The organism is Shewanella sp. 10N.286.52.E4, assembly GCF_041468785.1.
GTDB lineage: Bacteria > Pseudomonadota > Gammaproteobacteria > Enterobacterales > Shewanellaceae > Shewanella > Shewanella electrodiphila.
Window position 1 is genome coordinate 1 of the sequence record NZ_JBFRJJ010000002.1, and the last position, 12,253, is coordinate 12,253.

General features: G+C 38.2%; 8 protein-coding genes and 1 tRNA gene. 8 read left to right on the forward strand and 1 reads right to left on the reverse strand.

The window, feature by feature from the left end:
• The first annotated feature begins 337 nt into the window (after nt 1-337).
• Complete coding sequence (locus tag AB4153_RS00365; RefSeq protein WP_371995947.1) at nt 338-1,684, forward strand: hypothetical protein; 1,347 nt, start codon at nt 338-340, stop codon at nt 1,682-1,684.
• Between the two features lie 287 nt (nt 1,685-1,971).
• On the opposite strand, the gene pabB is transcribed toward AB4153_RS00365, so the two are convergent.
• Complete coding sequence (gene pabB / locus AB4153_RS00370; RefSeq protein WP_371995948.1) at nt 1,972-3,465, reverse strand: aminodeoxychorismate synthase component I; 1,494 nt, start codon at nt 3,463-3,465, stop codon at nt 1,972-1,974.
• A gap of 181 nt (nt 3,466-3,646) precedes the next feature.
• Between pabB and AB4153_RS00375 the strand changes: the two genes are divergently transcribed.
• The 7 genes from AB4153_RS00375 (at nt 3,647) to AB4153_RS00405 (ending at nt 12,141) form a co-directional block, all read left to right on the forward strand.
• Nucleotides 3,647-5,185 (forward strand): fumarate hydratase, encoded by a 1,539-nt coding sequence (locus AB4153_RS00375; RefSeq protein WP_102527517.1) that lies wholly within the window; start codon nt 3,647-3,649, stop codon nt 5,183-5,185.
• Nucleotides 5,186-5,515: 330 nt separating this feature from the next.
• Nucleotides 5,516-7,576 (forward strand): prolyl oligopeptidase family serine peptidase, encoded by a 2,061-nt coding sequence (locus AB4153_RS00380; protein ID WP_371995951.1) that lies wholly within the window; start codon nt 5,516-5,518, stop codon nt 7,574-7,576.
• Between the two features lie 655 nt (nt 7,577-8,231).
• Nucleotides 8,232-8,864 (forward strand): YchE family NAAT transporter, encoded by a 633-nt coding sequence (locus AB4153_RS00385; RefSeq protein ID WP_102527515.1) that lies wholly within the window; start codon nt 8,232-8,234, stop codon nt 8,862-8,864.
• Between the two features lie 198 nt (nt 8,865-9,062).
• A tRNA-Ser gene (locus AB4153_RS00390) sits at nt 9,063-9,150 on the forward strand.
• A 623-nt stretch (nt 9,151-9,773) separates the two neighbouring features.
• A complete protein-coding gene (locus tag AB4153_RS00395; RefSeq protein WP_371995953.1) occupies nt 9,774-10,151 on the forward strand; it encodes a DoxX-like family protein in 378 nt (125 codons plus the stop codon).
• Between the two features lie 134 nt (nt 10,152-10,285).
• A complete protein-coding gene (locus tag AB4153_RS00400) occupies nt 10,286-10,741 on the forward strand; it encodes a GNAT family N-acetyltransferase (RefSeq protein WP_371995955.1) in 456 nt (151 codons plus the stop codon).
• 455 nt (nt 10,742-11,196) lie between these two features.
• On the forward strand, nt 11,197-12,141 hold the full coding sequence (locus AB4153_RS00405; RefSeq protein ID WP_371995956.1) for a hypothetical protein: 945 nt from the start codon (nt 11,197-11,199) through the stop codon (nt 12,139-12,141).
• Nucleotides 12,142-12,253: the final 112 nt, after the last annotated feature.

A 12,253-nucleotide genomic window follows, 5' to 3' on the forward strand; every position in this document is an offset into this window, starting at 1 on the left:
CAATAAGCTTGATAAACATCGTCAAGCAAATTCTGCTGCCATTTTTTCGATAAATCGATTTTGTTTAATGTTAATTAGAATGAGTGTATTAGGCCAGAATTCAGATGATAACTTACAATATTTCAGATATTAAAGCGGTAATAGATATTACTGAAAACAATTGCTGGGATGTATTTTTAAAATAGATGTCATGTTTAAATTAACCTTTTTCTAAAAGGGATTTAATGGCATTTTTAATTAATATTACTCCTTAATCAAATAGATAATGAAAGACTTTTTAGATAATAACTTGCTGGAAGGTATGGAAGATTTAATTAACGCGGTGGAGTAGTAAAACATGTATTGGAAAGTTGAAGATAAAAAGTGGATGAAGGCTCGTAAGGTATTATGGGCTGAGTTAAAAAAATGCCTCTTAGAGCATCAATACTCTAAAAAAGAAGTTAAATATATGGAGCCCTATTTTCTAAAGGGAATACGTAAACAAGAAGATATTGCATGGGCAGAACCTGTACCGCTTATCTACTGTTTAGCGTGGCATCCATCAGATGATATTAACGTTTGGTTTGCAGAGTTTCAGCGCATCAAATCTGAAGCCCGCTGTGAAGAATCAATGCTGGGCAGTATCAGTACTAGCTATTTATTAATTAAAAATAGAAGTCGATTGTTGACGCCATTAAATGCGACTGAAAATGTAAAGTCACTTTTTTTGCAGCGTGAGCAACTACTTTATCAGTTTTTATTCTTAAATCAGCAATTTCTCGATGACGCTTATGTTAAGCAGGCTGAACAATGGCGGCTTGAAGCGCTTCGGCCGTTAAATAGTGGAGCATTATTTTCTATTGATAAGTTGGGGGGGATTATTAAAGATAATAAAGAGGGTGAACCATTCGCTCCATATTTTAATGCTTTCTCTATTCAACATCTTTGTAACTTAAGTCAATATCTCTCTACAGAAATGTATAGAAGACAAATGCGATGGGATGATTCTGAAGAAATACTGGGTCGGATGCTGGCGACTAGCCTGCAGTTTTACCAGCAACGGCAGCAATATTCTGCGGCGTTTCAAACAATCGCAGAGCTTTGGTTTAAGCAACTTGATTCCGAAGAGATTGCCCCAGAATGGAAAACCATTTGGGCGAATGTCAGGGCGGGTAAGTATCTGACAGACGATGAATACTTTTCAAAAGATAAAACTGAAGAAGTGGATATTGAAAACAATAAGACTAATGTCGAGGATGAACTTAATCAGCTACTACTTGATGGTACAAATAGAACTGAAATCATAGCGTGTTTAGCTGACCATTTTGAAGCCGAAACGATTGCGTTATTTGATATTGAGGATTTAGATAATATTCGCCCACCTTACTCAGGTTTTATTGACCCCTTAGAGCAGTTAGTTAAGTTACGTGGTGAGCATGATAGTGTTAGCTACCAAGATGAAGTCAAAGATGGCGTATTAACGATTAGTTTAAATGAGAAAGTGGTAGGAGATATTAATTTGGATGAGGTTTTTAGTAATGAAACTGCAGATTACTTTCAGCATGTTATAGGTTTGGCTATGGAGTGGTTTCCGAAGCAAGCATTATTATCGACTGAGGAGGGTTCAACTTCCTTGTTTATCTTACCAAGACCTATTTTTAATCTGCTAAAAGAAAGTGGAATTGAGTCAGATTTACTCAACTAATCATAAAGTAACCCATAGAAACTTATAAAAATATTCTAATAAATAATGGCCAGCTAACTGTTCTTTCTCTTTAAATGTTCTTGTTGAAAACTACGCAGTTAGTGAGCCTTTAATTAGATTAGAAGAATCGTTTTATTGCCTATCTTGTAACTGTGTAAAATAAGGCTTAATTATCTTTGATATTTTCACGGCTTTCAATTTTATGTTAAATCAAGGTCCGCAAATTAATGTTTGGCTGGCCTTGTATTAATATGAGTTGATTGAGAATAATCGATGATTTTAAGATGTTATTGATTAACTTGCTCAAGCACTGGCAAAATTTTACTGACCTTATCAAAGGTTTCTTGATACTCAGCATCCACATCGGAATCTGCAACAATGCCGCCGCCAGCCCAGCAATAGATTGAATTGTTTTCCGTGACTAATGTGCGGATGGTGATGCTCGTGTCCATATGGCCATCTTGGCTAATATAACCAATACTTCCGCAATAGATATTTCGTCTTGATGGCTCTAACTCTTCGATAATTTCCATCGCGCGGATTTTAGGTGCGCCAGTAATTGAACCACCAGGGAAGGCCGCTTTTAATAAATCGACAGCATCATACTGAGGGGCAAGGGTGGCTTCCACTGTACTGACTAAATGATGTACTGCTGGGAAACTTTCAATATCAAATAGCTTAGGAACACTCACAGAACCTGCAGTAGCGACTTTACTGATGTCATTACGCAATAAATCCACAATCATCACGTTCTCGGCGCGATCTTTCTGTGATGCTTTAAGCTTAGCGGCATTAGCATTATCTTCTTGCGGCGTTTTACCGCGCGGTAACGTGCCTTTGATAGGTTTTGTAGAGACTTTATCGTCTGTCAGCTGGATAAACCGCTCAGGAGATATTGATAAAATACAATGATCTTTTAAGCGTATAAAACTTGAAAAAGGGGCTTTGTTGGCATCTGATAAAGCGCAATAAGCCTGCCACTCACAGCCTTCATAGCTGGCATTAAATCGCTGAGTTAAGTTGATTTGATAGCAATCACCTTGATGTAAATAGGTTTGAACTTGCTCAAATCTTTGCTGATATTGCGCTTTTGTGGTTTGGTTTTGCCAAGTCGAGGTGAGTTTAAATACATTGTTTGGATGAGATTGCTTACTGGTATTTTGTGCTTCGTCTAGTTTAGCTACATTTAGTTTAGCTTCATTGAGTTTAACTTTATTTAGTTTCGATTCAAATTTTTTCACCTCAAGATTTAGTGCCTCCTCGCCAAGATAATGCGTGCCATACCAGCATTTTTCTTGATGGCTAAATAATAAAACAAAGTCATAAAAACCGACATTAACATCAGGTAGTTGAATATCTTTCATGGCTTGTTGGGGCAAGTTTTCAATGACTCGGCCTAAATCATAGTTAAAACTACCCACTGAGCCGCCACTAAATGGCAGCTTACAATCAAACTGGGTTGGATAAAGTTTGCTTTGCATTGCTTGCAGTGTTTCAAAAACATTAGCAGTGGCAGTTGGAGTAATAGTAGCTGAGGAGTTGATATCAGATTGAGTTTGTCTTGTAGGTACTATTGAACAGTCGATACTCGTGCCATCACTGACAAGGGTGGCAATTGGGCTAAACACGATGATGTCAAAATTGGCATCTTGATGTAGGGTTTGAGTTGAATCCAATAACATTGCCCAGGGTTGATCGCTCACCACGCTGAAAACTGTGTGGGTGTCTAATGCCCAATTTAGCTTTGTTATAGCAAGAGAGTCTTGGCTCAACTGTCCCATTAATACACCTATTTAAAATGTCATGTAGCCCAAAAAGGCTGGAAAGAGTATCATATTGTCCCTGAAAGGATTAATAGCTAATTGAATGCTTTTTTAACTCTATGGTTAAATTCAATTTTAACACCGCATTCATATAAAAATAAAACAAGTTATGCCTCAATGGCTGCTGGAGCGCCCCTATATGTCTACAAATTCTTCTGCTAGTGTTGTGATTAAGCAAGCTGATTTCATCGAAAGCATTGCTGATTCTCTGCAGTATATCTCGTATTATCACCCAAAAGATTTCGTTGACGCGATGGCGAAAGCCTACGATCGCGAAGAAAGTGCAGCTGCAAAAGATGCAATCGCACAAATCTTGATTAATTCTCGTATGTCAGCTGAAGGCAAACGTCCTTTATGCCAAGACACAGGTATTGTGACCACTTTCGTTAAAATTGGTATGGCAGTTCAGTGGGATAAAACCGACATGACTGTACAAGAAATGGTTGATCAAGGCGTACGCCAAGCTTACCTGAATCCAGACAACCCATTACGTGCATCTATTGTCGCCGACCCTGCAGGCACACGTAAAAACACTCGTGATAACACGCCTTCTGTAGTACATATTGATATGGTGCCTGGCGATCACATTGAAGTGATGATTGCTGCTAAAGGCGGCGGATCAGAAAACAAATCTAAAATGGTGATGTTAAATCCGTCAGATGACATTGCAGCTTGGGTTGAAAAAACCTTACCGACAATGGGTGCGGGTTGGTGTCCACCAGGAATGCTAGGTATAGGCATTGGCGGCACTGCTGAGAAAGCCGCTGTGTTAGCAAAAGAGTCGTTAATGGATCCTGTTGATATCCATGAGCTAATGGAACGCGGCGCAGAAACTACCGAAGAAAAGCTACGTTTAGATATTTTTGAACGTGCTAACAGCACAGGTATTGGTGCACAAGGTTTAGGCGGATTAACGACAGTTTTAGATATTAAAGTTAAGTCTGTACCGACTCATGCGGCATCTAAACCTGTTGTGATGATCCCTAACTGCGCAGCGACTCGTCACGTTCACTTCCATTTAGATGGCACAGGCCCTGCAGATTTAAGCCCACCATCATTAGCTGATTGGCCAGAAATCACTCGTGAAGCGGGTGAGAACACTCATCGCGTCGATTTAGATAACGTTACCCAAGCTGAAATTGAAACCTGGAAGAGTGGTGATACCTTATTGCTAAACGGCAAAATGCTAACAGGTCGCGACGCAGCGCATAAACGTATTCAAACGCTCATCGAATCTGGCGAAGGTTTACCTGAAGGTGTCGACTTTACCGGTAAGTTTATTTACTACGTTGGCCCAGTCGATCCAGTAGGTAATGAAGTGGTTGGCCCAGCAGGCCCTACAACAGCAACCCGTATGGACAAGTTCACTGATCTTATGCTCGAAAAAACAGGGTTAATGGGCATGATTGGTAAATCAGAGCGTGGACCACAGACTGTTGAGTCAATTAAGAAACACAAAGCGGTTTACTTAATGGCTGTGGGCGGCGCAGCTTACCTTGTATCTAAAGCAATCAAAAAGTCGCGCGTTGTCGCATTTGAAGATTTAGGTATGGAAGCGATTTACGAATTTGATGTGCAAGATATGCCAGTTACTGTAGCAGTTGATACACAAGGTATTAATGCTCATGAAACGGGTCCTGCAATTTGGAAAGTTAATATTGCTAACGCTAAAAGCTAGTGTTGATATTTGACTAGCTTAATTAAGTGCTTATATGGAAACATATATAAATGCTGTCATACGTGCTTATATAGCTGCTTAAACACTCAAATTGTTTAAAAAATCACGCTCAGAAATAGATAGATTCATTTTTTTGAACCCCTCTATTGCCTGAGCGTTTTTGTTTGGGTAATGTGCTTAGCAGTATTTTTTAAACAGAGTCATTTCAGTTCACTAACTGACTGCTAACTTCACCTCATAAAACTGTGATGATGCTAGCCATAATTGATTTATTTAGAAATTGAATGTGATTGATATCAACAACAAAAAATAACAAGAGAACTTCATCAAATGAAAAAGTCGTCGCTACTACTTGCGCTTGGCGCAGCTGGACTTGCACTTTCTGTCCAAGCTGCAGAGCCAACTAAAACTCCTTTTAATGTGCAGCAGCTCGTTAAACTTAACAAATTACATTCTGCGGCAGTGTCAAATGATGGCACTCAATTGGTTTATGCAGTTAAACACATTGATGAACAAGGCGAGAGTAGTTCTGATCTTTATCTTCTCGACTTAAGCAACAAAAATGCTAAACCAGTGCAAATTACTTCCCATAAAGGGACTGAGCATGACGTTAACTTCAGTGTTGACGACCAATCAATTTACTTCCTTGCTGCGCGCGATGGTTCAAGCCAGCTTTATAACCTGTCTTTATCTGGCGGTGAAGCACTACAAGTCACTGATTTACCGTTAGACGTTAATGGTTACAAGCTTTCAAATGACGGCAAACAAGTTGTCATGAACATGCGCGTCTTTCCAGAGTGCAAGGACTTAGCTTGTACTGTTGACCGTATTGCAGAAGAAGAAAACAAAAAGACTACAGGCCGTGAATACAAGCAGTTGATGGTTCGCCATTGGGACACATGGGAAGATCATGCCCGTAATCATTTATTCGTTGGCCAGTTAAATGGTAAGCCAGTAAAAGATGTGGTTGATGTTACTTTTGGTCTAGATACTGAAACCCCGCCAAAACCTTTCTCAGGCATGGAAGAGGTCACATTTACTGCAGATGGTAAGCATATTGTTTATAGCGCAAAAGCGCCAAGTAAAGACCAAGCTTGGACAACAAATTACGATTTATGGAAAGTGCCAGTAACAGGCGGCGAAGCTGAAAACCTAACTGAGAAAAACTTAGCATGGGATGCACAGCCAACGTATTCAAAAGATGGTCGCCAATTAGCTTATTTAGCCATGAGCAAACCTGGTTTTGAAGCCGATCGTTACCGCATCATGTTACGTGACACTGTGACAGGCGCTGAAAAAGAAGTCGCACCGCTGTGGGATCGCAGCCCACATTCACTGACATTTAGTGATGATGGCCGAACCTTGTATGTTACTGCGCAAGATGTGGGGCAAGTTAGCATCTTTGAAGTTAACACCCAGTTTGGTGATGTTCGTCCACTATACAATGACGGCAGTAACAGCCTTGTAGCCGTTACTGATTCAGGCATCATCTTTAGTAATAAATCATTGGTAGAGCCAGGTGACTTATACAAAATCAGCCTGGAAGGTGAAAACCTAACCCGTTTAACTAACGTAAACGAAGAAAAACTCGCTGAGATTCAATTTGGCGAATTCCAACAGTTTAACTTTAAAGGTTGGAACAACGAGACAGTACATGGTTACTGGATCAAGCCTGCTAACTATGAGTCTGGTAAAAAGTATCCTGTTGCCTATCTAGTTCACGGCGGCCCACAAGGATCGTTTGGCAATTCATTTAGTGGTCGCTGGAATGCGCAGCTATGGGCTGGTGCAGGTTATGGCGTAGTGATGGTCGACTTCCATGGCTCTACTGGTTATGGCCAAGCATTTACTGATTCAATCTCAAAAGATTGGGGCGGTAAGCCTTTAGAAGATTTACAAAAAGGCTTAGCAGCTGTTGGTCAACAACAGAAATGGCTAGATACTGATAACGCTTGTGCATTAGGTGGTTCGTACGGTGGTTACATGATGAACTGGTTCCAAGGTAATTGGAGTGACGGCTTCCAGTGTTTAGTTAACCATGCTGGTTTATTTGATATGCGTTCTATGTATCACGTAACTGAAGAATTATGGTTCCCAGAGTATGAGTTCGGTGGTACTTACACTGAAAACAAAGAACTGTATGAGAAGTTTAACCCAGTAAACTATGTTGAAAACTGGAAAACGCCAATGCTAGTGATCCACGGTGAAAAAGATTACCGTGTACCTTATGGACAAGGCTTAGCTGCGTTTACTTACATGCAGCGTAACGATATCCCATCAGAACTATTAATGTTCCCAGATGAGAACCATTGGATTCTGAACCAAGATAACTTGCAACAATGGTACAAAAACGTACTTGGTTGGATGGATCGTTGGACTGAGAAAAAATAGTTATACCAACACGTCTGATTAAACAAAAAGAGATGCTAATAAGCATCTCTTTTTTTTGTCTGATTTTATGAAGTGGATCTTACAGCCTAATCATAGAGTCGTTAAATAGCGTTTGAGTTTTAGCTATTATCGTCAGCTATTTTAAGCTCGGTAGGCGGGCATTTATGTCCGGTTTTTGTTATCCATAGAAAATAAGCTAACCTTCTTCTAGAGCCAGTAATTTTGCGTTGACCGTTTTTTTGGCTGATCCTATTTCGTTTACCCATGGGAAACCTCAATGTACTGTATTGAATAAAATGAAAACAACAGCTAAACAGTAATTTATATTCAGAAAGAGAAATATTATAACAAATGTTGCACTCTGTAGGCTGAAAAATATTAATTTTCGCCTTTAGTTGAAATTAAATTTCACTATGAAGGCTACGTTGTTTATTTGGTACAAGAGTGGAAAATGAAGGATGAAGGCAGAAATGTGATTCAAGGCATACTTTTTCATAAGTAAATCTAATTCGAAAAAGCGAATATATTCATAGATTAGATTTTTTATTAACTGGCTCAAAGTTTTAAAAAATCTCATTTGATAAAAAGCAAATAATCAGTAAAGTTGCGCGATTATTTTTTCGGCCACAAAACCATATAATTTGAGGATTTGCTTGTGGATTTCATGCTTTACGTTAAGTTTTTCTTAGGACTGGTTGCCATCATTAACCCGGTGGGTTTATTGCCGGTTTTTGTAAGCTTGACCAGTCACCAAACAGAGGTCGAACGGAACCATACTGGCAAAGTCGCTAACTTTGCGGTTGTCGTGATTTTATTGGTGACGATATTTATCGGTCAGCATATTTTAAATATGTTCAGTATTTCACTGTCAGCGTTCAGAATCGCTGGTGGTAGCTTGATTGCAATCATTGCAATGTCGATGCTGCAAGGTAAATTAAGCCCAGTAAAGCGAAATCAAGAAGAAGATCGTGAAGCGTCAGGGATGGAGTCAGTGGCAGTAGTGCCATTAGCATTGCCATTAATGGCAGGCCCAGGAGCCATTAGTTCGGTGATTGTATTTGCATCTGATAATAATAAGATGGTCGATTTAATCGGTATGTCGATAACGGTGGTGGTCTTTGGCTTCATGAGCTTTGGTTTATTTAGACTTGCACCTGTGATTTTTAAAATATTAGGTACCACAGGTATTAACGTCATTACCCGTCTGATGGGTCTACTGATGTTATCCATAGGCATTGAGGTTGTAGCAGCGGGCTTAAAAGGCTTGTTCCCAACCTTGATGGCATAAACAACGTTAATCACCTCAGTTTGAAACCATTTTGAGCAGCAAATGCGCAATAGAATGGGAATAGGGGATTTTCTCTTGACCCACTATGCGCATTTGCGTAAAGTACCGTCCGTTCACGAACATCTTGATATCAATATCTAAATTGACTAATCAGTATTTGGCGTTTGTGGGAATTGCTACAAGATAAAAATTTGAAATGGTGACGTGTCCGAGTGGCTGAAGGAGCACGCCTGGAAAGTGTGTAAGGGGCAACCCTTCGAGAGTTCGAATCTCTCCGTCACCGCCAAATTTTCTCTCAAAATATTTTTTGTTTATCTGTTCCTATCTATTTGTTCTTTTCTATTTGTTTCTTTCTATTTGTTTCTATCTATCTGTTTTTAATTATCAGTTTCTATTGTCTATCTCTTAATGTATTTGTCATAAGTCTGTTTTCTAAAAATGATTTGCTTAATGACTATGATTACTTCTTGTACTTTACCCTAGTTAACATTCCTATTTGCTCAGCCCAGCTGTCAGCGAAAATATTGCCAGAAATCTAAATACTGTTATCGTTTCTTTAGCATAGATTTTGAACCTTAAAACAGTTTTATTCTCTTACTACAAACTTGGCCACTTTGATTCTTGGTATGTTATCTTAAAATTTCATTTTCACTTTGTGTTAAATTATAACCTATTGATACTTTGTGTTTTTTAGAATAGTTACGCTTGTATAACGAGAAGTGCTAATTCTTGGTTAACTAAATTATTGGCTTCCCCAAAAGGGATAATTGATTCTGAGGCGATATGCTGATAGCGTATTGAAATTAATGAAGAATATACCTATTAGTAATCATTTTTCACGAGAGATGATTGAATATGTTTATCTGAAATCTCACTAATAGACTGTTATAAATACAAGGAAGTAAGTCGTTGTCATCTATTCAAATAGCCCGCTATATAGTCAGCTTTAGTTGGCTTTATCATGGAATATTCCCAAAGTTAATCCATATTGCTCCGCTCGAACAATTAATGACAGCAAGCATTGGTTTTTCTGACGAAGTGTCTTATCACATTACAAAATCTGCTGGTATTATCGAAGTGATATTCGGCATTATTTTATTTGTTTTTTACCGCTCCAAGTTGATTGTTTTACTTAACATTTATGCACTTATTGGTTTATTGCTATTTGTCGCAGTTATACAGCCTCAGTTATTAATAGAGGCTTTCAACCCTATAACAACCAATATTCCCATTATCGGTTTAAGTCTTGTTTTACTAAATAATTTAAAGCAATCTAGTCAGAGCTAAGTATATATATAACAAGAAGAATAATCGAAAAAATTGGTTTGGCTGTTTCACTTACTTTAAGATTTTAGCCAACTATATATTTGCCGCTTATTGCGATATTAGAGAGTAACGAAAATGTTTGATTTAGGCATATTATGATTAGAAAACTTGATAATTCGGATGAAAAAGTAGCAAACCAGATTTTTACTGTTTTTCAACGATCATATCAAGTTGAAGCTCATCTTATAGGCACTCTTGATTTTCCGCCTCTATTCCGAAGTATTAACAATATAGAAAATTCAAAAACACAGTTTTATGGATTTATTAAAAATGAATGCGTAGTTGGAGTTATAGAGATTGTAATGGAAGACCAGCACTTAGATATTAATAGTTTAACTGTTGACCCCAATTACTTTAGGAAAGGTATTGCTGGTAAATTGGTAAGCTTTGTTCTAGAAAAAATTGAGTTTTCAGAAGCTGTTGTAGAAACCGCTGTAGTAAATATACCTGCAATTAATTTATATAAGAAACATGGCTTTATCGAATTTAAAAGGTGGACGCCAGCCCACGGTATTAGAAAAGTAGCACTGTCAGTTAAGTCTGTTATCTAAAAACAGCTTAAAAAATGGATAACAAGGGTCGTCTAACTCTGGGATAAGCAAGAGTCTGGCGAAAGCGAGAAGCAAAATTGTTAGAGGCCATCTATTGATTTTGCCATTTCATAATAGTATTACCACTGAAGGGCGTGCGTGGCAGAACAATGGAATACATAAATATCAAGTATTAAAATTGCATCAATTTATTGAAAATGAAAGACCAGAATTTACAAGTAGTTTATTTCAAAGCTTGTTCATGCTTCAACAAGGTTGGCTAAATGTCTCAAAATGAGCCTCAACAAGGAAATGTTATGTCAAATTTACCAGATGAAAGTCAGAAACGATACTTAGAGGCTCTTATTAAATTAAAAACTAGGCAGTAACGGATCCTATTGGAGCTCTTAAGTGCAGCCCATACAAGTTTGCTAGATGATAGAAAAACAAAAATAGGAAAAATCAGGGTGATGACGATGCGTTTATGGACTTACAAACGGCCTTTTCAATATAACGGTGATGACTATGAAGTGAAGTACTCATTTACACTTACTTCTTATACATCTGAACTATTTTGCAATGGGAATCTAATAGACCAATGTTCAGATTCATTCAACGGAGCTGTCAAAGTAGTTGTGCATAAGTTTCAATCGACCAGTCAAGCAGGCAACGAAACAAAACCCGTGCACGTATCAGTTGGCTACTTTAATTGGTTTAGTGTCGGTATCGAGGTTAGGAAAGGTACTGATTTAATTTATCAAAGTCATCCAGGTAAAGATATTCACTTTGCCACTAAAAAACTCGAAAACCTGAGTGTTTCTGATCAAACACCAGAGGCAACTGAAAAAAGAATGCTTCAAAGTGAAAAATGGCGGAGAAACAAACTCTCTATTGTCGCGGATATAGGCATAGGTGCTGTATTTTTCTTAGTAGCGAAAGTTACTGGCGATTTAGTCATGGCTGCATTTACGGGTGTATTTTTAGGGTTAGCACTTGTTATTATTCAACGCTTCGTAAAAGCCGATTTACTTGGTGGATTTGCAGTGTTCGGAACAATAATGCTCTTCGTATCAGCGATATTCTCGTTTGCATTTCAAAGTGAGTTTTTAGTTCAACTCAAAGGCACATTCATGGGAATACTCAGTGCATCAGCGTTAATAATCGATGGCGTGTTTAATAAAGGTGGTTACTTTGGAACTCGTTTTGAGCGCTATTTAAACTCACCTATTCAACATAGATTCTTTGTCATAGGTTTAGCATTTATTGGTTTATGTATGGCTGGGTTAAATTATTGTGTAGCAAGTCAATTAACTGAAGAACAGTGGCTCACCTATGACACCTTTGTGGAAACACCTATTTATTTTATGATGTTTTTCATACTCATGTGGCGAGCAGGTAAAAAAGTAAACTTGGTGCATTAAATCAATAATCAGTTCTTATATAGCCTTGATCTTTAAGTGATATATCACTGCGGAGTTGGGATTTATAATGATGCGATATATCACTTGTGTTCACCTATCAATTAACAAGGAA

Bases quoted from the DNA above. Each gene is read 5' to 3' on its own strand.
- AB4153_RS00365 (WP_371995947.1), top strand. From the start codon at position 338: ATGTATTGGAAAGTTGAAGATAAAAAGTGGATGAAGGCTCGTAAGGTA.
- pabB (WP_371995948.1), bottom strand. From the start codon at position 3,465: ATGGGACAGTTGAGCCAAGACTCTCTTGCTATAACAAAGCTAAATTGG.
- AB4153_RS00375 (WP_102527517.1), top strand. From the start codon at position 3,647: ATGTCTACAAATTCTTCTGCTAGTGTTGTGATTAAGCAAGCTGATTTC.
- AB4153_RS00380 (WP_371995951.1), top strand. From the start codon at position 5,516: ATGAAAAAGTCGTCGCTACTACTTGCGCTTGGCGCAGCTGGACTTGCA.
- AB4153_RS00400 (WP_371995955.1), top strand. From the start codon at position 10,286: ATGATTAGAAAACTTGATAATTCGGATGAAAAAGTAGCAAACCAGATT.
- AB4153_RS00405 (WP_371995956.1), top strand. From the start codon at position 11,197: ATGCGTTTATGGACTTACAAACGGCCTTTTCAATATAACGGTGATGAC.